This window comes from Streptomyces sp. NPDC089919, from assembly GCF_040684615.1.
Taxonomy (GTDB): Bacteria; Actinomycetota; Actinomycetes; order Streptomycetales; family Streptomycetaceae; genus Streptomyces.
The window spans coordinates 73,442-98,019 of the sequence record NZ_JBFBGK010000010.1 but is presented as its reverse complement, the minus strand read 5'-3'; the positions used below and the strand labels follow the sequence as shown (position 1 = coordinate 98,019).

Sequence of the window (24,578 nt, the reverse complement as noted above, 5' to 3'; positions counted from 1 at the left end):
GACCGTGCTCGGGGCACGGCTGTGGGGAGGGGAAGCCGCGGACCGCGGTGGCGCAGGGTGGGGGGTGGGCCCGCGCTGTCATGTACACGCGTTGACGTGTGACATGTACCATTGCACGCGTCACATGGCTCAGGGAAGTCCTGCGAATGGCCAAGAATGGGTCAACTCCGGTCGGACAACCGGAAGTCGGGGGACATTTCGGCACCGATTCGGCCGTGACGCACGGAAGTCCCCGGCCACGGGTGGCCGGGGACTTCCGTGTCGTCTGAGCGGTGTCCGCCGCGGGCTGTCAGCTACGCGGGGTCAAGCGGGTGCCGGGGCGTCAGTGCCGCTCGCGCAGGTCCGCGTCCGCCTTGGAGGCGGTGAAGCCGCGCAGGCCGCGGGCCTTGGCGGTGGCCGCCGGCTTGCCGCAGAAGGCCGGCTCCAGGGTGCCGCCCAGCGCGGTGTTCGCCACGCCGTGGTTGGAGGTGTTGGCCATCGCCGTCAGGCTCCGGCTGCCGTCCCGCGTGGTGAAGGTGTAGGTGTAGAAGCCCTGCACCGTGCCGGTGTGCCCGTAGACCGACACCCCGCAGGAGAGGTCGTAGCGGCGCAGCCCCAGCCCGTAGAAGCGGGTGTTGGTGGCGTCGGTCGGGGTGACCGTGGTCATCGCGTCCAGCATCGCCGGCTTCAGCAGCTTGCCGCCGAGCAGGGCGGACAGGAAGGTGCTCAGGTCCGCCGGGTTGGAGATCATCGCACCGGCGGACTGGGCCCAGGAGACCGTCTGCTCGGTGGAGTCCACCAGGGGGGCGCCCGCCTCGTCGGGGTACAGGTAGCCGTTGACGTGCAGGCCCTTGATCTGGGTGTCCGGGTGCACGTACGAGGTGTTGCGCAGCTTCAGCGGCTTGATGATGCGGCGGTCGTACTCCTTGACCACCGGGTGGCCGGTGACCTTCTCGATGATCATGCCGACCACCACGAAGTTGGTGTTCGAGTACTTGTACGCGACGCCCGGCTGCGTGGTGCGGGGCAGCGCCAGCGAGAGGTCGACCAGCTCCTTGTACGTGAACACCTTGTTGCGCACGGCCTCGAAGCCCGGCACGGTCTGCGCGAACATGTTGTCCGTGTAGTCCGCCAGCCCGCTGCGGTGGGTCATCAGGTTGCGGACCGTGATCGTGTCGTCCGGCAGCAGGCCGGGCAGGTACCGGTTGACCGGGGCGTCCAGCTCGACCTTGCCCTCCTGGACCAGCTGCAGCAGGACCACGCTGGAGAAGGTCTTGGTCACGCTGCCGATCCGGAAGCGCGCCCGGGTGTCCATCGCGGCGCCGGTCACCCGGTCCCGGACGCCCGCGGTCCGCGTGCGGACGCCCTCGGGGCCGGTGAAGCGGGCCATCGCGCCCGGCGCGCCGTTGGCGAGGGTGTTGTCCAGGACCTTCTGGATGCCCTCCAGGTCGGGGGAGGGCACGGTCGTCTTGGCCGGGGCGGCGGCGTGCGGGGCGGCGGGGGCGGCATGGGCGCTCGCGGCCGGCACGAGGGCGCCGGAGAGGGCGGCGAGCAGGGCGGCACTGACGGCCAGACGTCGACGCTGCGACAGGGGCACGGTTCATCCTCGAGGTCGTTCGGTGCGGGCAACTGGCCTGCGGTGGTCGGCCGCAGGCCCGGGCGCCCGGCGCGCAGCGCCCGGTTCCCGGTCCCGAAGATCATGAGTGTGCCGGACGCCGATCGGTTCCCGGTCCGGCCCCCGTATCCACGGAATTTTCACCACGCGGCCTCCGGTGCCCGGCATGCCCCGGTTTGGGATGGCCGGGGGCAACCCGCCGCGCGACAATGGGAGCCGGGACACCGGCCCGTGGACCCGCCGCGGTCGGAGCGGCCCGTCGGCGCGCCGCGCCCGCATCCCGCGCGGCCCGGGGCCCGGGGCCCGACGCAGGGAGGCACCCGTGGCACGCACCCCCACCCCTGACGTGCTGATCGTCGGCGCGGGTCCGGTCGGCCTGAGCGCCGCCGCCGGGCTGCGCGGCTGCGGTGTGGAGTGCCGGCTGGTCGACCGGCTGCCGCAGCGCCTGCCGTACGCCAAGGCGGTCGGCATCCAGCCGCGCACCTTCGAGGTCTGGGACCGGATGGACCTGGCCCGCCCGATGGCCGAGGCCGCCCTGCCGATCCGCGGCCAACTCGTCTACGTCGACGGCCGGGAACTGGCCCGCCTGGAGACCGTGCTGCCCGCCGAGGTGCCCTACCGCTTCGCCGCGCTGCCGCAGTACGAGACCGAGCGCCTGCTGGAGGAGCACCTCGCGGCCCGCGGCACCCGGATCGAACGCGGCACCGAACTCCTCTCGTTCGACCAGGACGAGGCCGGGGTCACCGCCCGGCTGCGCACCGCCGACGGCGCCGAGGAGGAGGTCCGCACCCGCTACCTGGTCGGCTGCGACGGGGCCCACAGCAGCGTCCGCAAGGGGCTCGGCCTCAGCTTCGAGGGCGGCGCCTTCCCCGACTCCTACATGCTGGCCGACGTCGAGGCCGACTGGGACCTGGAGCCCGGGTACGCGGTCCGCGCCACCCGCCGCTTCGACGACGGCACCCCCGACGACCTGCTGGTCTGCGTCCCGCTGCCGGGCGCGAGCCGCTACCGGCTCACCATGCGGCTCGCCCCCGAACTGGCCGCGCCCGCACCGAAGGGGGGCGGTGACGGCATCACCCACGGTCTCGACGGCACCGTCGACGTGCCCGGACTGGCCCACATCCAGGAGGTGGTGGACCGGCTTGCACCCCGGCCCGGCGCCCTCTCGCACCTGCGCTGGTCCTCGGTCTTCCGGATCAGCCACCGGATCGTCGACCGGTACGGCGCCGGCCGGGTGTTCATCGCCGGGGACGCCGCCCACATCCACCCGCCCACCGGCGGCCAGGGCATGAACACCGGCATCCAGGACGCCTGCAACCTGGCCTGGAAGCTCGCCCGGGTGCTGCGCGGCGGGTCCGGGCCCGCGCTGCTGGCCAGTTACGACGCGGAACGCCGGCCGGTCGGCGAGGAGGTGGTCGGCCGCACCGTCCGGCACGCCACCGAGGGGATGGAGACCGACCCCGAAGACCCCCGCACCCTGCTGCTGCGCGAGGCCCAACTGCTGGTCGGCTACCGCGGCGGCCCCCTCGCCGGAGCGCCGTACGGACCGGCGGACGCGCCCCAGCCCGGCGACCGGGCGCCCGACTGCACCGGCCTGACCGGCGCGCTCACCGCCTACCCGCTGCGGCTGCTGGACGTGCTGCGCGGCCGGGCCGACCACGTCCTGCTGCTGTACGCCGACGCGGAGGGCGCGCCCGGAGCCGGCGCGGGGGAGGCCGACGGCCTCGCCGGCGCCGGCGAGGCCGCCCGCGCCGCGGGCTTCGAGCCGGTGGCGCTGCTCGCCGGGGACGCCCCGCCGGAGCGCCCGGGCGCCGCGGGCCTGCCCCTCTACCGCGACGGCGCGGGCGAGTTCGCCCGCCTCTACCGGCCGCAGGGCCCGACCGGGTTCCTGGTGCGCCCCGACGGCCAGCTCGCCGCGCGCTTCCCGCTCGCCGCCACCGCGACCGCCCTGGCGCAGTACGCCGGACTGCTCGCTGCCCCGTCAACGCCAGCCACCGGCAGGTGAGTTGAGTCGGTGACCGGAACTCACCCGAAAGGGTGAGGCCGGGCCATCCAGCAGGCTGACCACGGTGCGACCGCGGGCGGACGCGGGCCGCCGCGCACCGCCGCTAGCGTCGGCTCCATGGTCATTCACCGCAGGGCGGCCACCGCCGCCGCGATCGTCCTGGCCCTCACCCTCCCGGCCGCCGCGGGCGCCGTGGCGGCCGGTCCGCCCGCCGCCCCGGCCGCCCGGCCCGCCGCCACCGCGCCGGACAGTCGGCCCGTCCCCGAACTCCCGCGCCCCACCGGCCCCTTCGCCGTCGGCAGCAGCGTCCTCCACCTCGTCGACCACTCCCGCCCCGACCCGTGGGTGGCGACCGCGGACGGCCGCGAGCTGATGGTCACGATGCATTACCCGGCCGCCCGCCCGGGCCCCGGCCGCCCCGCCCCCTACGCCACCACCGAGGAGGCCCGGCTGCTCGTCGAGGGCACCGGACTCGGCGACGTGCCCGCCGCCGAACTCGCCGCGCTGCGCACCCACGCCCGGACCGACCCCCGCCCCGCGCCGGGCCGGCACCCCCTCGTGATCCTCTCGCCCGGCTTCACCGTCTCCCGGTACACCCTCACCGCCCTCGCCGAGGACCTGGCAAGCCGCGGGTACGTGGTGGCCTCCGTCGACCACGCGTACGAGTCCTACGGCATCGAGGTGCCCGGCGGCCGGCTGCTGACCTGCGCCTCCTGCGCCGGGGTCTTCGACGGCAGCACCCCGGGCGGCAAGGTCACCGCCGGCCGGGCGCGGGACGTCTCCTTCGTCCTCGACCGGCTGACCGGCCGGCACCCGGCCTGGCGGTACTCCTGGAGCATCGACCCGCGCCGGGTGGGGATGGCCGGCCACTCCATCGGCGGGGCCGCCGCGGCCGCGGCGATGCTGGCCGACGGCCGGATCCGGGCCGGGGTCGACATGGACGGCGCCTTCCACGACGTGCTGCCGGCCGGCGGGCTCGGCGGCCGGCCGTTCCTGATGCTCGGCACCGACGACGAGGTGCACCGGCCCGGCGGCGAGGACCGCAGCTGGGACCGCACCTGGAGCGCCCTGGACGGCTGGAAGCGGTGGGTGACCTTCGCCGGCTCCGACCACTTCACCTTCACCGACGCCCCGGTCATCGCCGAGCACTTCGGACTGCCGGCCACCGACCTCACCGCGGCCCGCTCCCTGGCCCTCACCCGGGCGTACGTCGGGGCCTTCTTCGACCGGCAGCTGCGCGGCCTCGACCGGCCGCTGCTCGACGGCCCGACCCCCGGCAACCCGGAGGTGCACTTCTACCGGCCGTGACCGGCGGGCCGTCCGGGCCGGGCCGCGCGGCTCAGGTGCCCGCGCGCGCCGGCCCGGCGGGCATCGCCCGGGCGATCCGCACCACCAGGTCGCGGTACTCGGCCTCGGCGGCCCGCAGCCGCATCGCGGCCCGGGAGCTCTGGCCCGGCTCGGCGGGCACGTCCCGGCGGCGGCGGTCGGCGGCCTCCGCGAACATCGTGGCGAAGCCGGCCGCCACCGCCTCCGCCTCCCGGGCCCCGCCCGCCCGGGCCTGCTGGTAGCCCTGCTCGCGCACCTCGTCGGCGCAGTACTCGCGCAGTTCCAGCAGGCCGTCGTGGATGGTGGTCATCCGGTGCATCAGCCGCTGCTCGGGCCCGGCGTACCAGGGCGCCGAGAGCTCCACCCGGCCCGGCGCCGGCGCCGGCGGCCGGACCGCCCGCTGCAACGGCCCCAAGGTGCGGTGGGTGCGCCAGGGCTGCCAGAGGCGGGTGGCGAGCCGGGGGCCCACCACCGGCACCAGGAAGCCCGCGGCGATCACCAGCCCGTCGACCGCGATGAACTGCGTCACGCCCCGGTTGAGCGCGTCCCAGTCCCGGCCGGTCCAACGGGCCACCACGGCGGTCAGCTTGAGCGCCCCGAAGGCGAGGTTGAAGGAGTAGGCGAAGACCAGCACCACCAGCCCCAGACGCAGCGAGCGGTCCACCGCGGGCCCGCCGCCCCCGGCGCCGTCCCGCCGGATCTCCCGGGCCCACTTCCAGCACAGCACCGTCGTCGCGGAGGTGGCCACGATGTGGGCGACCAGGTAGAGCACCAGCATCTCGCGGATGTACGGCGTGTTGGCGTAGTAGGTGTCGAAGTCCTCGGGCCGCTCGGCCGGCACGTCGCCCAGCACGAAGCAGACGATCACCGCGGCGATCACCACGCCGCAGCCCCAGAGCCAGCCGCGCACCCGCCGGCGCACCCCCGGAGCCGCCCGAGCGTCCTCCCGCCAGTTCTCCAGCAGGACGAGACAGGCGCACGAGTGCGCGCACATCAGGCTGTGGACCAGCGGCGCCGAGAAGTTGTCGATCCCGGTCAGCTGGTTCACCACCGTGACCGTGGGCGGCGCGGAGAAGAAGAAGCCGAGGGCGACCAGCGCGAGTACGGCGTTGACCGCCCGCACCATCGGGATGTGGCGGCCCCGCAGCAGCCCCGGGAACTTGATCGCCAGGGCCACCGCCACCACGGCCGCCGGGACGTAGTAGCTGATGCCGTGTTGTGCCTGCACCGTCAGTTCTCCGGCCGTGCTTCCCGGGCGCGCTCGGCCTGGGAGCGGCGTGCGATGGACTCGATGAGCGCGATGATCGGCTCCGCCGTGTCCGGCGGTACGTCGACCAGCGCCCGCGCGGCGTACGCGACCACGCCCGGCTCCTCGCCGGGCGCCCCGCCGGGCACGGCCCCCAGCCGCCGCAGGTCCTGGTCCTGACGCTCGACGGTCTGCTCGAGCAGGGTCTTGTGGATCCGCTGCAGCACCCGGTCCAGGGCCTCCGCGGGCGGTGCGACCAGGAACTCGATGCTCTCGCCGAAGAACCCGGCGATGCCCGCCGCGTGGTCCAGGTTGGGCACCCGGCCGGTCTTGAGCATCTTGTCGAGCCACTGCGCGCTGGTGCCCGCGCCCGCCGCGATCTCGGCCAGCGAACAGGCCCGGCGCTGCCCGTCGGGCGTGGTCCGCAGCCGGGTGCGGCGCAGCAGCGCGATCCGGTCGACCACCTGCCGGTGCCGCTGCTCCACCGGGTCGCAGCCACTGTCCGGCGCCGGCACCGGCTCGCCGCGCAGCAACGCCCGGACGTCCTCCGGGGCCAGCCCCGCCGCGTACGCCAGTCCGCCCTCGCCCTCGACGCGCAGCAGCTCGTCCCGGTCGAGCCCGGCCCGCCGCACCAGCTCGTCGATCCGCCCGAGCGTCCCCGCCGGATCGGGCATCGGCCGCCCGCCACTCATCCCAACCCCCGCTGCACCACCGGAACCACCTTCTGCGCGTGACAGTAACCACCGGTCCAGACCGAGGCAACCACGGCTGACCGGCCCTCATCCACCGATGGCCGTCCACCGGCCACCGGCGCGGGCGGCCCGCGCCGCCGGTAAATGCCGTGCGCCGCCCGCCGGCCGCTCCCTACACTCGCCGCACGCGCTGCCGCCGTCCGGCGCAGCGCCCCGTGCCGTGTGAAGTGAAGGGGGAGAGGACCGTGTGCCGCCAGCGCACCGCCGCCTTCGTCCCCCCGTCGCGGTTCGACGTGATCCCGGTGTCCCGGGACGCACGGTGCCGGCTGCGCGGCCCGCACCGTATCCCCGTGGCGCACCGCTGACCCGTCCCCGCCCCGCCCGCGCACGCCCCCGCCCCCTCCAGGGCGGTCACGGCGTGCGTGCCGCCGCGGGCGCAGGGCCGGCGGGCCGGGGCCCCGGGAATCGCGCGGACCCCTGAACACCCTTCACGCGAAAGGCCCTCCGGCCATGCGCACCACCCTGCACACCGTCCGCAACCTCGGCATCCTCGCGCACGTCGACGCGGGCAAGACCACCCTCACCGAGCGGATCCTCTTCGCCACCGGCGCCACCCACAAGCGGGGCGAGGTGCACGAGGGCACCACCGTCACCGACTTCGACGCCCAGGAACGCGACCGCGGCATCACCATCTACGCGGCGGCCGTGACCTGTTCCTGGCGGGACCACCGCATCCACCTGATCGACACCCCCGGGCACGTCGACTTCTCCGACGAGGTCGAACGCTCCCTGCGGGTGCTGGACGGCGCGGTGGCGGTCTTCGACGCCGTCGCGGGCGTGGAGCCGCAGAGCGAGGCGGTGTGGCGGCAGGCCCAGCGGCACGGCGTCCCGCGGATCGCCTTCGTCAACAAGCTCGACCGCGCGGGCGCCGACCTGGACGCGGCCGTCGGATCCATCAGGGACCGGCTGGGCACCGTACCGCTGGTCGTCCAGCTGCCCGTCGGGCGGGAGGACGGCTTCACCGGCGTGGTCGACCTGGTCGCCATGCGGGCCCTCACCTGGGACGCGGGCGGCACCACGGGCACCGACGCGGCGGTGCCCGCGGAACTGCGCGCGGAGGCGGACCGGCGCCGCCGGGCGCTTGAGGAGGCGGTGGCCGAGCTGCACCCCGGCGCGCTGGACGAGTTCTGCGCCACGGGCGCGCTGACCGGGCCGACGCTCACCGCCGCGCTGCGGGACCTGACCCTGGCCGGTGCGGCCGTGGTGGTGCTCTGCGGCTCGGCCTACCGCAACCGCGGCGTCGAGCCGCTGCTCGACGCGGTCCTCGCGTACCTGCCCGCACCCGGTGACGTACCGCCGGTCAGGGGCACCGCCGCGGACGGCACGGAGACCGAACGCCCCGCCGACCCGGCGGCGCCGTTCACGGCACTGGCCTTCAAGGTCGCCGCCACGGCCACCGGCCGGCTCACCTACCTGCGGGTGTACGCCGGCACGCTGCGCAAGGGCGACGCGGTACGGGACACCACGGCCGGCCGCACCGAGCGGGTCGGCCGCATCCTGCGGGTGCAGGCCGACCGGCACGAGGCGAGGGAGGAGGCGGTCGCCGGTGACATCGTCGCGGTGGTGGGGCTGAAGTCGGCCCGCGCCGGCACGACCCTGTGCGCGCCCTCGGCGCCGCTGCTGCTGGAACCGCCGACGGTGGCGGACCCGGTCGTCTCGGTCGCGCTCGAGGCGCAGCGCGGCACCGACTCCGCGAAGCTGACCACGGCGCTGGCCCGGCTCGCGGAGGAGGACCCCTCGCTGGTGGTGCGCACCGATCCGGAGACGGGCCAGACCGTCCTGTCCGGCCTGGGCGAACTGCACCTGGAGGTCGCGGTGGAGAAACTGCGCCGGGACCACGGCGTGCCGGTCGCGGTCGGCCGCCCGCAGGTCTCCTACCGGGAGACCGTGCTGCGCGGGGTCACCGGCTTCGTGCACCGGCACGTCAAACAGGACGGCGGCGCGGGCCAGTTCGCGCACGTCGTGCTGGACGTGGCGCCCTGCCCGGACGGCGGCTTCGAGTTCCGCTCCACGGTCGTGGGCGGCCGGGTGCCCGCGGAGTACGTGCGGGCCGTGGCGGCCGGCTGCCGGGACGCCCTCGCCGAGGGCCCGCTCGGCGGCCACCCGGTCACCGGGGTCCGGGTCACCCTGACCGACGGGGCGACCCACAGCAAGGACTCCTCGGAACTCGCCTTCCGGACCGCGGGCCGGGCCGGGCTCCGCGAAGCCCTGCGGGCGAGCACCCTGCAGCTGCTCGAACCGGTCGCGGAGGTCACCGTCACCGTGCCGGACGACGCGGTCGGCCCGGTGCTCGGCGACCTCGCCGCCCGCCGCGGCCGGGTCGGCGGCTCCACGGCCCGGGCCGGCACGGCCGTGGTCACCGCGCAGGTCCCGCTGGCCGAACTCTTCGGTTACGCGTCCGGGCTGCGCAGCCGGACCCGCGGCCGGGGCACCTTCACCACCCGCCCCGCGCCGCTCGCCCCCGTGCCGTCCGCGGTGGCGGCCGGGGTCCTGGGCCGGTGAGCCCCGGGAGCCCCCGCCCCGCCCGTCGTGGCGGGGCGGGGGCTCCCGCGTGCCGGGGGTGACGGTGCTGGACCGGTCGGCCGCATGTGGCGTGCGTCACCCCTGTCAACCGGCCGGGTCCTGCCATGCGTATGACGTGCAGAAGACCGACCATGCAAGGAGCCGATGTTGACCGAGGAGGAGTTCGCCGAGTTCTACACCCACTCGGTCCGCCGGCTCACCGGCCAGCTGTACGTGATCACGGGGGATCTGCACGAAGCCGAGGACGCCGTCCAGGACGCCTTCGTCCGCGCCTGGGACCGGCGCCGCCACCTCGACCGCGGCCACGCCCCCGAGGCCTGGGTGCGGACCGTCGCCTGCCGGCTGGCGATCAGCCGGTGGCGGCGGCTGCGCCGGGGCCAACAGGCCTGGGCCGGACGGCTGGACGCCGAGGCGGTACCCGGGCCGGACCCCACGGGCGTGGACCTGACGGCGGCGCTGCGGCGGCTGCCGGCCCGGCAACGGCTCTGCGCCGCCCTGTACTACGTCGGGGACCTGCCCGTCGAGCAGATCGCCGCCGAGACCGGCATGGCGACCGGCACCGTCAAGACCCACCTGTCCAGGGCGCGTTCGGCACTCGCCCGGCACCTCGAACCCACCGTCCGACCCCCCGGGGAGAACCGCGATGCCTGACAGCAACGACCCCCTCGCGGCGGCCCTGCGCCGGGCCGCGCAGCAGGCCGCCGAGCAGGCCGACCCGGCCGCCGCCCCGGACATCGCCGCCCGCGGCCGGCTCCGGCGCCGCCGCCGGGTGCTCGCCGCCGGGGCGGGCCTGGTGGCCGTGTGCGGCGGGGCCGCGGCCCTGGTCACCGTCCTGCTCGCGCCGGGCGAGGGCCGCGCGCCGGTACCGCCGGCGGACGTGCCCGCGGTCAGCCCGGGCCCCTCGCCGGGCGGCACCGGCCCGGTGCCCACCGGCACCGGCGAGCCCTCGCCGCCGCCCACCGCGACCGGCGGCGCCACCGCCACCGCCTACCCGCCGGGCATGCCGCTGAGCAGTGCGCCGCCGGTCAGCCCGCCGCCCACCGGAACCATCACCTCGGTCCCGGCCTCTCTCAGTCCGTCACCCCCCGTCGGCACGTCCGGGCCCTGAGTCCGTGCCCCCTTCCGGCACGTCGAAGCCCCGACCCGTCCCCCATCCAGTGCGGAGCCCCCAGACCCGATGAACACGGCCGTACCTCCCGCCCGTCCGCGCCCCCGCCGCCGTGCCCGGGGCCGCGTCCGGGCCGCCGGACCGTCCCGGAGCCCGCGCCCGGAGCACATATCCGGCCCGCCCGCGGGGGCGGCTCCCGCCACCCGGCCGGACCGGGCCGGCGCACCGGACCGCGGGGCCGGCGGATCCCGGTCCGGCCGGTGGCCCCTGATCCGGCGGACCCTGGGCCCGCCGGTGGCGGTCTACGCCGCCGCGGCCGGCCTGCACCTGCTGCTGCTCGCCCTGATGAACCCGGCCGACGGGCCCGGGCTCCAGGAGCGGCTGCTGGCCTGGGACGGCGGGCTGTACACCCAGATCGCCCGGGAGGGCTACCCCGACTCCTTCACCTACACCGCCGAGGGCGAACTCACCGGCAACAACCTGGCCTTCTTCCCGGCCTACCCGGCGCTGATCGCCTTCCTGCACGCCGTCACCGGCCTCGACCACACCACCGCCGCGGTGCTCGGCGCGCACCTGGCGGTACTGGCGGCGCTGACCGCCGTGCACCAGCTGGTGACCCGGCTGTACGACCGGCGCACCGCCACCGTCGCGACCGTCCTGCTGGCCTGCGCCCAGCCCATGTCGCTGGTGTTCTTCATGGGGTACAGCGAATCCCTCTTCCTGGCCCTCGCCGCCGCCACGCTGCTGGCGGCCCACCGCCGGGCCTGGCTCACCGCCGGGCTCTTCGGGCTGCTCACCGGGCTCACCCGGCCGGCCGCCGCGGCGGTGGCCGCGGCCCTGCTGGTCGCCGTGGTGCTGCACGTCGTCCGCGAACGCCGGCTCGGCTGGCGGCCGGTCGCCGGCCTGGTCCTGGCGGCCGCCGGCACCCCCGCCTACCTGTGGTGGGTGGGGCAGCGGCTGGGGCGTCCGGACGCCTACTTCCTGGTGCAGGAGGCCGGCTGGGGCACCCACTGGGACAACGGCGCCTCCTTCGCCGGCTTCCTCCGGGACACCCTGCTGCACGGCGGGGACTGGGTCGCCGTCAGCACCGCGTTCATGGTGCTGCTCCTGCTGGCCGGCACCGCCGCCGCCTGGCGGGGCGGCACCTGGCCCCCGCTGCTGGTGTACGGCACCGCGGTCCTGGTCATGACGCTCGGGCAGAGCAACTACTACCACTGCAAGCTGCGGCTGCTGATCCCCGCGCTGGTCTTCCTCCTCCCGGCCGCCCGCGCCCTGGCCCGCCGCCGTCCCCGCCCCCGGGCCCTCCTCCTGGCCACCACCGCGCTCTTCGGCTGCTGGTACGGGGCGTACATGCTGACGGTCTGGCAGTACGCGATCTAGGGCCTGGAGGCGGTCAGGCGCCGTGGCAGAAGCCGGTGACCAGGTCGGCGTACTCCCGCGGGTGGGTCAGGTGGGGGGTGTGGCCGGCGCCTTCGTAGGTGTGGCGGCGGGCCGTCGGCAGGGCGGCGGCGAGCCGGTCGAGGACGGCGGCGAACCACTGCGGGCTCTCGCTGCCGCGGCTCAGCAGCACCGGCGCGGTGCAGGCCCCCAGCGCGCCGAGGTCCAGGGCCGCCCAGCCCGGGTCCTCCTGCTCGTCCCGCCAGGTCTGCGCATGGGAGACGAAGGTGTCCTGCACCTCCTCGGGCAGGGTCTCCCAGCCACCGGGCCCGAGCGCGACGCCCTCCACGAACAGCCGGGCGCCCGCCGCGTCCCGGCCCTCCCGCAGCAGGGCGAGGACCTCGCCGACGGTGCCGGCCACCGGCCGCAGCACGGCCTGCGCGGCCGGGTCGTCGCGGACCAGCGCCGGCAGCGGCGGCTCGTGCAGGACCAGGCTGCGGAACAGCCCGGGGCGGCGCGCGGCCAGCCCGGCGGCGATCGAGGCGCCGAAGGAGTTCCCCGCCACGTGCGCCGGTCCGAGGCCCAGCACCTCGATCAGCGCCGCCAGGTCGTCCTCGTCCTGGCGCCGGCTGCCGGGCCCCGGCGGGGACTCGCTGCGGCCGTGCCCCCGGCGGTCGTAGGCCACGACCCGGAAGGCCGCCCGCAGGTCGGCGGCGATCGCCGGCCGCCAGGACCGGTGGTCGTTCCAGGAGCCGTGCACGAGCACCAGGGGCTCGCCCTCGCCGGTCTCCTCGTAGTGCAGCCGCACATCGCCGGCGCGGACCTGGGCCATGCCGTGACTCCTTCGGGAGGTGCCTCGGGCCGCGCCGGGCGCGGCCGCCTGTCCGCCACCCTGCCACCCCGCCGCGGCGGCCCCCGCCACCGACACCGCGCTGCGGCGGCGGTCCGCCCGTACGGTCCGCGCCGCGACCGGGCCCCCGTCCACCTGGAGAGACGCCGTCCGGGGCGCGCATGGGCGGGGGGAAAGCGGGGGAGGGGAAGGCCCGTTCGCCCGCACCGATCAGGACGGCGACACGCCGAATTCCGGACACCGGACCCCGGCGCGCCGCCGGGCCCGCCTGGTCGCCGTCCCACCGCCCGGAGTGCCCATGACCCCAGATCCGCGCCCCCCGACCCCGGTGAGGGCCTGGTCGGCCGTGCTCGCCGTGTCCCTCGGCATCTTCTGCCTGATGACCTCCGAACTGCTGCCGGTCGGCCTGCTCACCCCCGTCGCCGCCGGGCTCGGGGTCTCGGACGGCACGGCCGGGCTGATGGTGACCGGGCCCGGGCTGGTGGCGGCGCTCTGCGCGCCGCTGGTGACCCTCGGCACCGCCCGGTGGGACCGGCGGACGGTCCTGTGCACGCTGATCGCCCTGGTCGCGGTCGCCAATCTGGCCGCCGCGCTGGCGGCGGACTTCGCGGTGCTGCTCGCCGCCCGGCTGCTCGTCGGCGTGGGCATCGGCGGCTTCTGGGCGATAGCCGGCGGCCTCGCCCTGCGCCTGGTCCCGGCGCGGCAGGCCGCCCGGGCCACCTCCGTGATCGTCGCCGGGGTGGCCATGGCCTCCGTCCTCGGCGTGCCCGCCGGCACCCTCCTCGGGGAGCTGGACGCGGCCGCCCTGCCGGGCGGCGGGGCCGGCTGGCGGGTCGCCTTCGCCGGGGTCGGGGCGCTCGGGCTGGTCGCGCTGGCCGCACTGGTCCTGCTGCTGCCACCGCTGCCGCCCCGGGAGCCGGTCCGGCCGGCCGCGCTGGCGGCGGTGGTCCGCGGGTACCCGGCCGTGCGGACCGGGCTGGTCGTCACCTTCCTGCTGGTCACCGGCCAGTTCGCGGCCTACACGTTCGTCCGCCCGGTCCTCCAGGACGTCTCCGGGGTGGCCCCGTCCCTCATCGGCACCCTGCTCCTCGGGTACGGACTCGCGGGCGTGGCCGGGAACTTCCTCGCGGGCGCCCGCGAGGCCCGGAGTGCCCTGCTCGTGATCGGCCTGCTGCTGCCCCTGGTGCTGGTACCGGTCGCGCTGGTGCGCTCGCCGGTGGCGGGCGGGGCGCTCACCGTGCTGTGGGGCCTGGTGTACGGCGGCGTGTCGGTGAGCGTGCAGAACTGGATGAACCGGGCCGCGCCCGCGGCGGTCGAGCCGGCCTCCTCGCTGATGGTCGCCGTCTTCAACCTGGCCATCGCGCTCGGCGCGGCGGGCGGCGGGCTGACGGTCGACCACCTCGGCACCGCCGCCGCACCGCTGGCCGGCGCCGGCCTGGTCCTCGCGGCGGCCGCGGTCCTCGTGGCGACCGGGCGGTCCGGCACGCCGGGGTCCGGGCCGGACACGGCGGGAGCCGGGCGGGACGGGGCGGGGTCCGCGCCGGGCTCCCGGCTCAGTCCGCCCACAGCCGCGCGAGGTGCGCGTCCAGGACCTCGTACGCGGCCCGGGGGGCGAGGTGGCCGACGAGCACGTGCGCGGTGAGCCCGTCGGCCAGCGCGAGCAGGGTCCGGGCCTCGCGCCGGGCGGCGGCCCCGCGGCCGGCCGGGGTCCCGGGCCCGCCGGCCTCGGCGATCAGCTGCGTGAACCGGTCCTCCAGGGCCGCGTAGTCGGTGCGCAGCACCCGGGCGAGCGGTTCGCTGACCGCCGCCTGGGCGAGGAAGGCCAGCCACACCCGGGCCTCGGCCCGGTGCTCCTCCTCGAGCAGCGCGATCTCGGCGGCGGCGTGCCCCAGCGCGGTGGCCGGCGACTGCGCCGGACTGCGCAGCAGCCGCGCCCTGACCCGGTCGGCGACCAGCTCGCCGACGTACCCGAGGGCGAAGACCAGCATCTCCTCCTTCGTGCGGAAGCACCGCTGGACCGCGCCCATCGACACCTCCGCCCGGGCCGCCACATCGCGCAGGGTCACGCCCTCCAGGCCGCTCTCGTCGGCCAGCCGGCACACCGCCGCGGCGATCTGCCGCCGCCGCGCCTCGTGGTCCACCTGCTTCGGCACCCGGTCCGCCCCTCGCTGTTTTTCCGATGCGCTCGTATCGATTCGTAGTCTACGGTGCAGAGGTACCGATGCAACCGCATCGGAAAACGACGGACCGCCGGGCCCACCCGCCGGCGTCCGGACGAGAGGCAGGAGCGGACCCATGCCCAGCACTGAGACCACCGCACGCCCGGCGCTCTGGCAGCTGCCGGCCACCGCCCAGGCCGCCGCGGTGCGGGCCGGGGAGGTCTCCGCGGCCGAGCTGGTCGACCGCCACCTCGACCGGATCGCCGAGGTGAACCCGCGGGCCAACGCCGTCACCCAGGTCCTCGCCGCGGGCGCCCGGGAGGCCGCCGGACGGATCGACCGGCAGATCGCCGCGGGAGCGGACCCGGGCCCGCTCGCCGGGGTGCCGTTCACGGTGAAGGAGACCGCCCCCGTCGAGGGCGTCCCGACCACCCTCGGCTCACCCCGCTTCCGGCACCTGGTCGCCCCGGCCGACGCGCCGCCGGTGGCCCGGCTGCGGGCGGCCGGGGCGGTCCCGATCGGCCACGCCAACCTGCCCACCCTCGTCCTCGCCGGCATGCACACCCGCAGCGAGCTCTACGGCGACACGTACAACCCCTGGGACCGGGCCCGCACCCCGGGCGGCTCCAGCGGCGGGGACGCGGTGGCCGTCGCCACCGGCATGGCGCCGCTGGGCCTGGGCAACGACGCCGGCGGCTCGGTCCGCATCCCCGCGCAGTTCTGCGGCGTCACCGCGCTCAAACCGACCCCCGGCCGCTTCCCCGCCGACCACCGCGTGCTCGGCCCCGAGGACCCGGGCCCGGCCACCCAACTCCTCGTCACCGACGGACCGATCGCCCGGACCGTGGCCGACCTGCGGCTCGCGTACGAGGTGCTGGCCGGCACCGACCCCCGGGACCCGCGGGCCGTCCCGGTGCCGCCGTACGGACCGCCGCTCCCGGGCCCGCTGAAGGTCGCGCTGGTCGCCGACCCGGGCGGCCTGGGCGTGCACCCGCACATCGCCACGGCCCTGGCCACCGCCGCCGACGCGCTGCGGGAGGCGGGATACGTGGTCGAGGAGGTGGCCGACGTGCCGCGGCTGGCCGAGACCCTGGAGGCCTACCTCCGGCTGACGGTGACGGAGTTCGCCCCCGCCTGGCCGGTGGTGCGCACCCTCCTGGGCGAGGGCGGGGACCGCTACCTCGCGCCGGTGATGGACCGGGTGGCGCCCGCGACGGCGCAGGAGCTGATGGGCCTGGCGGCCACCCGGCTGGGGATCCGGCGCGCCTGGGCGGAGTTCCTGGACGGCTACCCGCTGCTGCTCGGGCCCGTCTTCACCGAGCCGCCGGTCGAGCCGGGCCTGGAGTCCCGCGACCGGGCGGGCCGGGACCGGGTCGCCACGGCGATGCGGCTGTGCACCGCCACCAGCTTCGCCGGCCTGCCCGCCGTGGCCGTCCCCACCGGCCGCACCGCCGGCCTGCCGACCGGCGTCCAACTGGTCACCCGTCCCTACCGCGAGGACCTGGCCCTCACCGCCGCCGCCCACCTGGAGTCCCGCCTGGGCACCCTCACCCCGGTCGACCCGCGGTAGCCGCGGCCCTCAGGCGCCGGACCGGAGCCGGTCGCGGAGCCAGGCGGGGTCGGGGTTGGTGTGGGGCCGGCCGGCGAGGAAGACGGTGGGGACGGTCTCGTTGCCGTCGTTGACCGCGCGGACGGCCGCCGCCCCGGCCGGGTCGCGCCAGATGTCGACCCAGTGGGCCCGGCGGGCGGTCCGCCCCAGGCGAGTGCGCAGCCGCAGGCAGTACGCACAGCCCGAGCGCCAGTAGACGACGGGGCGCCCGTCGGCGGCGCTGCGCCGCTGCGCCTCCGCCGCCCCGACCGAGCGGGGGAAGACCAGGGGCGAGTGCATGACCGCGAGCGCCAGGAACACCACCGCCACGGCCGGCGCCGCCCCGGCGTCCCCCCGTACCACCATCGCCGTCACCAGGGCCGCCCCGCACACCGCCAGTACCAGGGCCAGCCGCCATGCACGCATCATGCCCCGCAGGCTACCGACCCGCTCCGTAGGACGCCCCGGCGGTACGCGGACCGAGAGGTTCCGGGCCGGTGCCGGGGTCGGCGGTGCGGCCCTCGGCCGGTGCCCGGGGCTCTAAGATCGCGCACCCCGGCGCCGGGTCCGGGGCACGGAGGAGGCGGTATGGCGCAGGAACGGGCGGGCGGGGCGGGGGAGGTGCCGTCGTGGCCGGTCTACGCGGTCGGCATCGGCGGGGACGGGGTGGCGACCGTCGACGGGGTGGCGGTCACCGGGGCCGGGACGCCGGCGGGCGCGGCGCGGGTGGCGGCGCTCGCGGAGGTGCGGGTCAAGGCGGCGTGGCACGGGCGGCCCGTCCGGGTGGTGGCCGCCGACGCGGACGGTGAGCGGTACCTGATCGTGGGCGTCGACGGGGCGGTGACCACGCTGGCCGGCCCGCATCCACGGCCCGCTGCCGCGCCGGAGCGGGACCGGTCCCGGCCCGGTTCGGCCGACGGGCCGCTGCCCGAGCGGTACCGGGCGGAGTGGAACCGGCTCGTGGAGCTGTACGCGGCGGGGCGGGACGCCGAGGCGACGGCCTGCGCGCAGGCGCTGGAAGAGGAACTGGCCGGGGCCCACGGCCCGCACCACCCCTGGGCGGTGCGGGCGATGACCGTCCGGGCCACCGTCGCACTCCGCGGCCCGGTGGCGGACCGGGCCGCGGCCACCGAACTGCTGATCGCCACGGCCGAGCGCCGGCTGGCCGCCGGCGCCCGCCCCGCGGCGGAGACCACCACGGTGATCAACAACGCCCATGCGCTCTGGCACCGCCTGCGGTCGGAAGTCCCGCAGGCCGCCCTGGACCTGACGCCCCGCCTGCTGGCACTGCTGGCCGGCGACGAACGGCGCAGCGCGGACGTCTGGTCCTGGTGGGCGGACCGGGCACCCTCCCGGAGCGGCCGGCACGGCTAGCAGGGGCCGCGAAGGGGCCGTGCACGTCGCGGCCCCGGCGGCCGGGCCGGTCGCCTCCCGGTCGCGCCACGCCGCCGCAACCCCGTGCCTGCGCCGTCGGCTGGGCCGTACCGTGCCGTTCATGAGTGAACGATCATCAGCAGAGTCCGCCACCCCCGGTCCGGTCCGGCTCGGCTTCGCCGTCCCCCAGTACGGGGCCTGCGCCGACCCGGAGTTCATCCGGCGGGCCGGATCCGACCTCGAGGGGATGGGTTACGACAGCCTGTGGGCGGGGGACCGGATCCTCGTGCCGCTGCGGCCCAGCGACCCCTACCCCGGCGGCAACGGCGAGATACCGGCGGCCTATTCGACCTTCTTCGATCCGCTGACCGCGCTCACGCTGGCCGCCGTCGGCACCAGCCGCGTCCGGCTGGGCACCAGCACCCTCAACGCCCTGTGGCACTCACCGGTGGTGCTGGCCCGCACCCTGACCTCCCTCGACCTGGCCAGTGCAGGACGGCTCGACGTCGGCTTGGGACTGGGCTGGCTGCGGGACGAGTTCGCCGCCGCGGGCGTGCCCTGGCAGGGGCGCGGCGCCCGGCTGGAGGAAGCGCTGGACCTGATGGAGGCCGCCTGGACCCAGGACGTGGTGGCGCACCAGGGCGAGCGCTGGACGGTGGCGCCCTCGCGGATCGACCTGAAGCCCGCCCAACGCCCCCGCCCACCCCTGCTGTTGGGCGGCTTCACACCCGCCGCCCTGGAGCGGATCGGCCGCCGGGCCGACGGCTGGCTGGGCGCGGCCATGCCCGCCGCCCACCTCGCGGGCCTGTGGGGGACCGCCCTCGGAGCGGCCGAGCGCGCCGGCCGGGACCCGTCCGCGCTGCGCATGGTCCTGCGGGTCAACCCGGCGATCACCGCCGAACCGGCCCCGGCGGACCGGGTCCCGCACGCCGGGACGATCGCCCAGGTCGGGGACCACCTGCTCCGGCTGGCCGCGGCCGGAGCCCACGAGCTCTTCGTGGACGTGCAGACCTCCGTCACTTCCCCGCAGCAGTACCTGGACATCGCGCACGCCCTGATCACCCACGTCCGGGCCGGCTGAGAGCGGGCCCGCCGCACCCTCGTGCCCGACTCGGACCGCGGACTCGTCCGGATGCCCCTTCGCCTATCGTGAGGCCGTTCCATGACATCCGGGTCGGGGGAGATCCTGTGCTGCGCGTAACCCACAACGTCGAGTCCGGGTCGGGGCGGCTGCGTGCCGAACGGGCCGAGGCGCCGGTGCCCGGCGAGGGCGAACTGCTCGTCCGCGCCGAGGCGATCGGGGTGACCCTGCCGACCGTGCGCAAGGCGCGCGAGACCGCCGGCCCGATCGTCCTCGGCGGCGAGGTGGCCGGCACCGTCGTGGCCGCCGGCCCGGGGGTCACCGAGTTCGCGGTCGGCGAGCGGGTCACCGGCCTCTGCTTCGCCGACGCCTACGCGCAGTTCGTGGTCCTCGGCGCCGCGATGGCCTCCAGGATCCCGGCGGACGCGAGCGCGGTGGACGCGGTGGCGCTGGTGCGCGGCGGCCTGGTGGCCCGTGGGGCCTGCGAGGCCGGCCGGATCGACAAGGGCGACGCGGTGCTGGTCACCGCCGCGGCCAGCGGAGTGGGCACGCTCGCGGTCCAGTTGGCCCGGCAGGCCGGAGCGGGCCGGGTGACGGCCGCGGTGGGCAGCGCCGCCAAGTCCGGCTTCGTCCTCGGGCTCGGCGCAGACGCGGTCGTGACCTACGACGACCCCGACTGGGGCGGCCCCTTCGACGTGGTCCTCGACGGGGTCGGCGGCGACCTCCTCGGGCCGGCCGTCCGGGCCCTGGGCACCGGCGGCCGGCTGGTCGCCTTCGGCTCCGGCGGCGGCACCGTCGAGGCGTACGAACTCCTGCTCCGCGGCGCCTCGGTGATCGGCTTCCAGATGCGCCACCTCGCCTTCGGCCGCCCCGAGCTGTGCGCGCGCTGGCGGGACGAGCTGTGGCGGCAGCGGGCGGACGGTACCCTCCGCACCGCCGTGCACGCCGAGATCCCCCTGGCCGAGGCCGCCCGCGCCCACGCGCTCATCGAGCAGCGGCGCAACCTCGGCAAGGTGGTGCTCGTCCCCTGAAGCCCCGCTGAAGGCGCTCCTGATGGTGGATCAGTAGGGCTGGACGGCCAGCTTCGAGGCGCACTTCCACACCACGGCCCGGGCCTTGCCCGCGGAGTTCACCGCGTAGCCGCCGGCCCGGTCGTCGTCGGTGACGTCGAAGGCCTCGCTGGCCCGGTGGGCGGCCAGTCCGGGCAGGGCCAGGAGCGGGCCGGAGCCGGGCCAGAAGGCGGCCTGCTCGGGCTTGCCGAAGTCCGGGTGGTCGCGGCCGACGCCCACGACCGCCTTGGTGTTCGGGGCGATGGCCTCCAGGCTGGTGGAGTCGTGGCCGGCCAGGTCGCCGGGGGAGCTGCCGGGCGTGCCGACCGGGTTGCCCCACACCCAGGGGGTCCACTGGTAGGTGAAGCCCGACCAGTCGCTGCCCACCACCGTGCCGTCGTTCGCGATGCCGGTGACCAGGCTGGTGTTGCCGGTCTGCGGGAGGATCTGCGCCGGCCCGCCGTCGCCGGGCCACAGCACCGGGTAGGACAGCTCCAGGCGCCCCTCGGTGGCCGGGTCCGGCTTGGTGACGGTGGCCACCACGTCGCCGCGCGCGTTGGCGCCGCCGAGCGCTTCGACCCAGCCGTCGGCCAGCTCCGCCGGGAGGTTCAGGACCCGGACCGTGTCGCCCTCGTAGACGCGCAGGGCCTTGGAGGCGAAGCCGCCGACGATCACCCGTCCGTGGTCGTCCACGTCCACGTCGCTCGCGGAGGCATCGGCGGTCCGGGGCAGCAGGGCGACCGCCGCGTCGCCGGCGCGGTAGGTGAAGCCCGCCCAGTCGCCGCCCGGGAGCAGGTAGCGGCCGGCCATCAGGCCCTGCTGGTTGACGCCGAGCAGCTCGCTGAAGGCGAGCTTGTCGGGGACCGGCACCCGGTGGACCGTGGTGCCGGTCCAGTAGACGGCCTTGCTCTGGGAGACGCCCACGGAGAGGTTCCCGGCGCCGAGCGCGTGGACCCGCTCCCCCAGGGCCTCGGTTCCGCTACCGGGCAGTGCCCCCAGCACCTGGATCGCGGACTTGCAGCTCGGCGCGGCCTGGGCCTGCCCCGGGCCGGCCACGGTGACCAGGGCGCCGAGCGCGACCGTCGTGCCGAGCGCAGCCATGGTGCGTCGCATGTACGTTTCCCCCCTCGTTCGGATGTACGAGGGCTCATACTGCCCTGGAGAGTGGCCGGAACGCCCCGGAATGCCCTATGCCACTTATCTCCGGCCGTTTCGGTGTCCGTCCGCCCTTCCGGTTCAGGCCTTGCCGCCGGCCTCCTCGGCCGTGCGCTGCAGGCGGGCCACGTACTCCGTCCACCAGGCCGGGTCCCCCGGGGGCAGGTTGTCGGCGCCGGCGCGCAGGCCCGCGGCGCCGTCGACGAGCTCCCGCACGATGTCGGCGTGGCCGGCGTGCCGCTGGAGGTCGGTGATGACGTGGACCAGGACCTGGTGGAGCGTCACCTCGCAGCGCTCCGGCGGCCACCAGGGCACCCGGCCGGCCGCCGCCAGGGACAGCGCGTCGATGGTGGCGTCGGCCTCCCGCCACACCTCGCGGTAGCGGGCCACGACCTCCTCCCGGGACTCCTCGGCGGTGGCCCACATGTCGGCGTTGGGCTCGGCGTCCGGTCCCAGCCACGGCATCTCGCGGGCGAACGGCCGCCCGAAGGTGTCGCCGAAGTAGCCGGACTCCACGCCCGCGGCGTGCTTGACCAGCCCGAGGAGGTTGGTGCCGGTCGGGGTCAGCGGGCGTCGTGCGTCGTACTCCGAGAGCCCGTCGAGCTTCCAGATCAGGGCGTCGCGGGAGGCCTGGAGGTACCGCTTCAGATCCGCCTTGGGTCTCGTCTCGTCCATGCCGGGATTCTGGCATCCGGCACCGACAAGCCCTGCGGCGTGCGGCCGCCAGGTGGAACGCGGCCGGCCGGCCGGTTCCCCGGCGGCCGGGCCGGGAACCCCTGCCGGAGTGACCACCTCCGCCCTGTCCCCGCCGCCCGGCACCGCGCCCCGTCCGCCCCTGGCCCGGCGGGCCCTGTGCGCCGGCGCCGTGGGCAACTTCGTCGAGTGGTACGAGTTCGGCGTCTACGGCTACTTCGCACCGGTGCTGGCCGCCGCCTTCTTCTCGCCGGGCGGCACGGTGGACACCGGCTCCCTCCTCGGGGCCTACGCCGCCTTCGCCCTCGCCTTCTTCTTCCGCCCGCTGGGCGCCCTGCTCTTCGGCCACCTGGGCGACCGGGCCGGCCGCCGCCCGGCGCTGCTCGCCTCGGTCGCGATGATGACCGCGGCCACCACCGGCATCGGCCTGCTGCCCGGCTACGCCACGGCGGGTGCGCTGGCGCCGCTGCTGCTCACCGTCCTGCGCTCGCTCCAAGGGCTGGCCGCGGGTGGCGAGTTCGGCGGGGCGGTGGCGGTGCTGACGGAGTTCGCCCCGCCCGGCCGGCGCGGCCGGTACGGGGCCTGGCAGTCCTGCACCGTCGCCCTCGGCCTGCTGGCCGGCGCCGGTACGGCCGCCCTGCTCGCCACCGGCCTGACCCAGGGCGAGCTGTACGGCTGGGGCTGGCGGATCGCCTTCCTGCTGACCCTCCCGATGGGCCTGGCCGCACTCGCCCTGCGGGCCCGGCTGGAGGAGACCCCGGAATTCCGCCCACCGGACCGGAAGCGGGAGCGATCGGCACCCGCGGACTCCGGGGCGCCGGAACCGGAACCGGGACCCGGACCGGTACCCGGACCGCACCGGACGGCGCCCGCCCGGCCCGGGCGCGAGGCCTCCCGCGTCGCCGCCCCCACCCCCACCCCCACCCCCGGCCTCGCCCGGACCATCCTCATCGGCGCCGGCCGGATCGTCGGCTGGTCCGGGGCCGGCTACGCCTTCCTGGTGGTGCTCCCCTCCCACCTGCACACCACCCTCGGGGCCTCGTACCGGGACGCCCTGCTGGCCACCGTGCTCGCCGACCTCGGCTTCGCCGCCGCGATCCTGCCCGCGGGGATGCTCAGCGACCGGGTGGGGCGGCGGGCCGTGATGCTCACCGGGACGGTGCTGGTCATCGTGCTGGCCCTGCCGCTCTTCGCACTGCTGCGGGAGCCGGGGGTGCCGGCCGCCGGCAAGGCCGGGGCCGTGCTGCTCGCCGGGGCCCTGGTGGGGCTGCTGGCCGGGCCGGGCCCGGCGATGCTCGCCGAGATGTTCCCGGCCCGGCTGCGCTGCACCGGGCTCGGGGTCGCGTACGCCCTGGCCAACGCGGTCTTCGCGGGCTGCGCCGGACTGGCCATCACCCGGCTGGCGCAGCTGACCGGGCGCGGCGACGCCCCCGCGCTGTACGCGGTCGCGGCCTGCGCGCTGAGCCTGCCGGCGCTGTGGACCCTGCGTTCCGACGACCACCTGGAGCCCCTGCGATGAAGGTGATCGGCCTGATGTCGGGCACCTCCCACGACGCCGTGGACGCCGCCGCCGCGGACCTGGCCCTCACCCCCGACGGGGTGCTGTGCCTCACCCCGCTCGGCACGCTCGGCCGCCCCTACCCCGACGAGTTGCGGACAGCGCTCGCCGCCGCCCTGCCCCCGGCGGCGGTCCCGATGTCCGAGGTCTGCCGGCTGGACACCCGCATCGGCCAGGCCTTCGCCGCGCTCGCCGTGGACGCGGACCGCGAACTGTGCGCGGGAGGGTCGCAGTTGATCGCCTCGCACGGCCAGACGGTCTTCCACTGGGCCGAGCACGGCCGGGTGCACGGCACCCTCCAGATCGGCGCCCCGGCCTGGATCGCCGAGGCCACCGGCCGTCCGGTGGCGGCCGACTTCCGGCCCCGGGACGTGGCCGCCGGCGGCCAGGGCGCGCCGCTGGTCGCCCTGGTGGACCAGATGTGGCTGCGCGGCCGGCCGGGCCGCCCGGCCGCGCTGAACCTCGGCGGGATCGCCAACCTCACCGCACCCGGCCCGGACGGCACCGCCCTGGCCTTCGACACCGGCCCCGGCAACGCGCTGATCGACGCCGCCGTCACCGAACTCACCGACGGACGCGCGACCTTCGACGCCGACGGCGCGCTCGCCGCGGCCGGCCGGGTCCACCAGCCGCTGCTGGAACGGCTGTCGGCCGAGCCGTACTACCGGCTACCGCCGCCCAAGACCACCGGCAAGGAGCTGTTCCACGGCGGCTACCTGCGAACCGCCCTGCGGGCGGCGGGAGTCGGGGCGGTGACCCCCGACGTGATCGCCACCCTCACCCGGCTGACGGCCCGCACCGTGGCCGACGCGGCCCGGCCGCTGCGCCTCACCGAGCTGGTCGTCTCGGGCGGCGGCACCCGCAACCCGGTCCTGATGGAGCTGCTCCGCCGGGAGCTGCCGGACACCGTGCTGCGCCTGTCCGACGGCCTGGGCCTGCCCGCCCAGGCGAAGGAGGCCTACGCCTTCGCGGTCCTCGGCTTCCTCACCCTGCACGGCCTGGCCGGCAACGCGCCCGCCTGCACCGGCGCCCGGGGCCCCCGGATCCTGGGCTCCATCACCCCCGGACGGCACCCCCTCGCGCTGCCCGCGCCCCCGGCCGTCGCCCCGCACACCCTCACGGTCCTGCCGGGGCCGTGAG

At 76.7% G+C, this 24,578-nt stretch carries 21 protein-coding genes; 13 read left to right on the top strand and 8 right to left on the bottom strand.

The features are described 5' to 3' along the window. Positions 1-322 precede the first annotated feature (322 nt). Positions 323-1,576, bottom strand: a complete 1,254-nt coding sequence (locus AB0O40_RS07150; protein WP_365036525.1) for a serine hydrolase domain-containing protein — start codon at positions 1,574-1,576, stop codon at positions 323-325. Between the two features lie 340 nt (positions 1,577-1,916). Here AB0O40_RS07150 and AB0O40_RS07145 point away from each other — a divergent pair, with 340 nt between their 5' ends. Together AB0O40_RS07145 and AB0O40_RS07140 are read left to right on the top strand one after the other, a co-directional pair. Then, entirely contained in the window at positions 1,917-3,599 is a 1,683-nt protein-coding gene (locus AB0O40_RS07145; protein ID WP_365036523.1) for an FAD-dependent monooxygenase, read from the top strand. Between the two features lie 117 nt (positions 3,600-3,716). Next, a complete protein-coding gene (locus AB0O40_RS07140) occupies positions 3,717-4,907 on the top strand; it encodes an alpha/beta hydrolase (protein WP_365036521.1) in 1,191 nt (396 codons plus the stop codon). Between the two features lie 31 nt (positions 4,908-4,938). On the opposite strand, the gene AB0O40_RS07135 is transcribed toward AB0O40_RS07140, so the two are convergent. Both AB0O40_RS07135 and AB0O40_RS07130 read right to left on the bottom strand, forming a co-directional pair. Continuing rightward, positions 4,939-6,153, bottom strand: a complete 1,215-nt coding sequence (locus tag AB0O40_RS07135) for an MAB_1171c family putative transporter (RefSeq protein WP_365036519.1) — start codon at positions 6,151-6,153, stop codon at positions 4,939-4,941. 2 nt (positions 6,154-6,155) lie between these two features. Further along, complete coding sequence (locus AB0O40_RS07130; RefSeq protein WP_365036517.1) at positions 6,156-6,845, bottom strand: hypothetical protein; 690 nt, start codon at positions 6,843-6,845, stop codon at positions 6,156-6,158. Positions 6,846-7,373: 528 nt separating this feature from the next. On the opposite strand from AB0O40_RS07130, the gene fusA reads away from it, so the two are divergent. The 4 genes from fusA to AB0O40_RS07110 all read left to right on the top strand — a co-directional run bounded on the left by fusA (position 7,374) and on the right by AB0O40_RS07110 (position 11,934). Next, positions 7,374-9,425, top strand: coding sequence for an elongation factor G (gene fusA / locus AB0O40_RS07125; protein WP_365036515.1), 2,052 nt, complete (start codon positions 7,374-7,376; stop codon positions 9,423-9,425). A gap of 168 nt (positions 9,426-9,593) precedes the next feature. Further along, a complete protein-coding gene (locus tag AB0O40_RS07120; protein ID WP_365036556.1) occupies positions 9,594-10,097 on the top strand; it encodes a SigE family RNA polymerase sigma factor in 504 nt (167 codons plus the stop codon). Then, positions 10,090-10,554 (top strand): hypothetical protein, encoded by a 465-nt coding sequence (locus AB0O40_RS07115; RefSeq protein ID WP_365036513.1) that lies wholly within the window; start codon positions 10,090-10,092, stop codon positions 10,552-10,554. The genes AB0O40_RS07120 and AB0O40_RS07115 overlap by 8 nt, the downstream gene beginning before the upstream one ends. Positions 10,555-10,848: 294 nt before the next feature. Next, positions 10,849-11,934, top strand: a complete 1,086-nt coding sequence (locus tag AB0O40_RS07110) for a hypothetical protein (protein ID WP_365036511.1) — start codon at positions 10,849-10,851, stop codon at positions 11,932-11,934. A 13-nt stretch (positions 11,935-11,947) separates the two neighbouring features. Here the strand turns inward: AB0O40_RS07110 and AB0O40_RS07105 are convergent, their stop codons facing one another. Further along, the gene (locus AB0O40_RS07105; RefSeq protein ID WP_365036510.1) at positions 11,948-12,763 is read right to left on the bottom strand and encodes an alpha/beta hydrolase; all 816 of its coding nucleotides are present in this window, start codon (positions 12,761-12,763) and stop codon (positions 11,948-11,950) included. Positions 12,764-13,079: 316 nt separating this feature from the next. Here AB0O40_RS07105 and AB0O40_RS07100 point away from each other — a divergent pair, with 316 nt between their 5' ends. After that, positions 13,080-14,423, top strand: a complete 1,344-nt coding sequence (locus AB0O40_RS07100) for an MFS transporter (RefSeq protein ID WP_365036508.1) — start codon at positions 13,080-13,082, stop codon at positions 14,421-14,423. Here the strand turns inward: AB0O40_RS07100 and AB0O40_RS07095 are convergent. Beyond that, complete coding sequence (locus tag AB0O40_RS07095; RefSeq protein ID WP_365036506.1) at positions 14,335-14,934, bottom strand: TetR/AcrR family transcriptional regulator; 600 nt, start codon at positions 14,932-14,934, stop codon at positions 14,335-14,337. The genes AB0O40_RS07100 and AB0O40_RS07095 overlap by 89 nt on opposite strands. Positions 14,935-15,076: 142 nt before the next feature. On the opposite strand from AB0O40_RS07095, the gene AB0O40_RS07090 reads away from it, so the two are divergent. Next, a complete protein-coding gene (locus AB0O40_RS07090; RefSeq protein ID WP_365036505.1) occupies positions 15,077-16,510 on the top strand; it encodes an amidase in 1,434 nt (477 codons plus the stop codon). Positions 16,511-16,519: 9 nt separating this feature from the next. On the opposite strand, the gene AB0O40_RS07085 is transcribed toward AB0O40_RS07090, so the two are convergent. Further along, on the bottom strand, positions 16,520-16,957 hold the full coding sequence (locus AB0O40_RS07085; protein WP_365036503.1) for a glutaredoxin domain-containing protein: 438 nt from the start codon (positions 16,955-16,957) through the stop codon (positions 16,520-16,522). Positions 16,958-17,116: 159 nt separating this feature from the next. On the opposite strand from AB0O40_RS07085, the gene AB0O40_RS07080 reads away from it, so the two are divergent. The 3 genes from AB0O40_RS07080 (at position 17,117) to AB0O40_RS07070 (ending at position 20,014) form a co-directional block, all read left to right on the top strand. Next, positions 17,117-17,902, top strand: a complete 786-nt coding sequence (locus tag AB0O40_RS07080) for a hypothetical protein (RefSeq protein WP_365036501.1) — start codon at positions 17,117-17,119, stop codon at positions 17,900-17,902. Between the two features lie 121 nt (positions 17,903-18,023). Continuing rightward, positions 18,024-18,983, top strand: a complete 960-nt coding sequence (locus AB0O40_RS07075) for a TIGR03619 family F420-dependent LLM class oxidoreductase (RefSeq protein ID WP_365036499.1) — start codon at positions 18,024-18,026, stop codon at positions 18,981-18,983. A 149-nt stretch (positions 18,984-19,132) separates the two neighbouring features. Next, positions 19,133-20,014 (top strand): zinc-binding dehydrogenase, encoded by an 882-nt coding sequence (locus AB0O40_RS07070; protein WP_365036555.1) that lies wholly within the window; start codon positions 19,133-19,135, stop codon positions 20,012-20,014. 30 nt (positions 20,015-20,044) lie between these two features. Here AB0O40_RS07070 and AB0O40_RS07065 read toward each other — a convergent pair whose 3' ends face one another. Both AB0O40_RS07065 and AB0O40_RS07060 read right to left on the bottom strand, forming a co-directional pair. Then, positions 20,045-21,145, bottom strand: a complete 1,101-nt coding sequence (locus AB0O40_RS07065) for a hypothetical protein (RefSeq protein ID WP_365036497.1) — start codon at positions 21,143-21,145, stop codon at positions 20,045-20,047. A 123-nt stretch (positions 21,146-21,268) separates the two neighbouring features. Then, entirely contained in the window at positions 21,269-21,862 is a 594-nt protein-coding gene (locus AB0O40_RS07060; protein WP_365036495.1) for a DinB family protein, read from the bottom strand. 109 nt (positions 21,863-21,971) lie between these two features. Between AB0O40_RS07060 and AB0O40_RS07055 the strand changes: the two genes are divergently transcribed. Further along, positions 21,972-23,399 (top strand): MFS transporter, encoded by a 1,428-nt coding sequence (locus AB0O40_RS07055; protein WP_365036493.1) that lies wholly within the window; start codon positions 21,972-21,974, stop codon positions 23,397-23,399. Next, positions 23,396-24,577, top strand: a complete 1,182-nt coding sequence (locus AB0O40_RS07050; RefSeq protein WP_365036492.1) for an anhydro-N-acetylmuramic acid kinase — start codon at positions 23,396-23,398, stop codon at positions 24,575-24,577. The genes AB0O40_RS07055 and AB0O40_RS07050 overlap by 4 nt, the downstream gene beginning before the upstream one ends. The last annotated feature ends 1 nt before the right edge of the window (position 24,578 follow it).

Coding starts and splice junctions, on each gene's coding strand:
- AB0O40_RS07075 (WP_365036499.1), top strand. CDS start 18,024: ATGAGTGAACGATCATCAGCAGAGTCCGCCACCCCCGGTCCGGTCCGG.
- AB0O40_RS07065 (WP_365036497.1), bottom strand. CDS start 21,145: ATGCGACGCACCATGGCTGCGCTCGGCACGACGGTCGCGCTCGGCGCC.
- AB0O40_RS07060 (WP_365036495.1), bottom strand. CDS start 21,862: ATGGACGAGACGAGACCCAAGGCGGATCTGAAGCGGTACCTCCAGGCC.
- fusA (WP_365036515.1), top strand. CDS start 7,374: ATGCGCACCACCCTGCACACCGTCCGCAACCTCGGCATCCTCGCGCAC.
- AB0O40_RS07140 (WP_365036521.1), top strand. CDS start 3,717: ATGGTCATTCACCGCAGGGCGGCCACCGCCGCCGCGATCGTCCTGGCC.
- AB0O40_RS07115 (WP_365036513.1), top strand. CDS start 10,090: ATGCCTGACAGCAACGACCCCCTCGCGGCGGCCCTGCGCCGGGCCGCG.
- AB0O40_RS07085 (WP_365036503.1), bottom strand. CDS start 16,957: ATGATGCGTGCATGGCGGCTGGCCCTGGTACTGGCGGTGTGCGGGGCG.
- AB0O40_RS07050 (WP_365036492.1), top strand. CDS start 23,396: ATGAAGGTGATCGGCCTGATGTCGGGCACCTCCCACGACGCCGTGGAC.
- AB0O40_RS07105 (WP_365036510.1), bottom strand. CDS start 12,763: ATGGCCCAGGTCCGCGCCGGCGATGTGCGGCTGCACTACGAGGAGACC.
- AB0O40_RS07080 (WP_365036501.1), top strand. CDS start 17,117: ATGGCGCAGGAACGGGCGGGCGGGGCGGGGGAGGTGCCGTCGTGGCCG.
- AB0O40_RS07090 (WP_365036505.1), top strand. CDS start 15,077: ATGCCCAGCACTGAGACCACCGCACGCCCGGCGCTCTGGCAGCTGCCG.
- AB0O40_RS07100 (WP_365036508.1), top strand. CDS start 13,080: ATGACCCCAGATCCGCGCCCCCCGACCCCGGTGAGGGCCTGGTCGGCC.
- AB0O40_RS07130 (WP_365036517.1), bottom strand. CDS start 6,845: ATGCCCGATCCGGCGGGGACGCTCGGGCGGATCGACGAGCTGGTGCGG.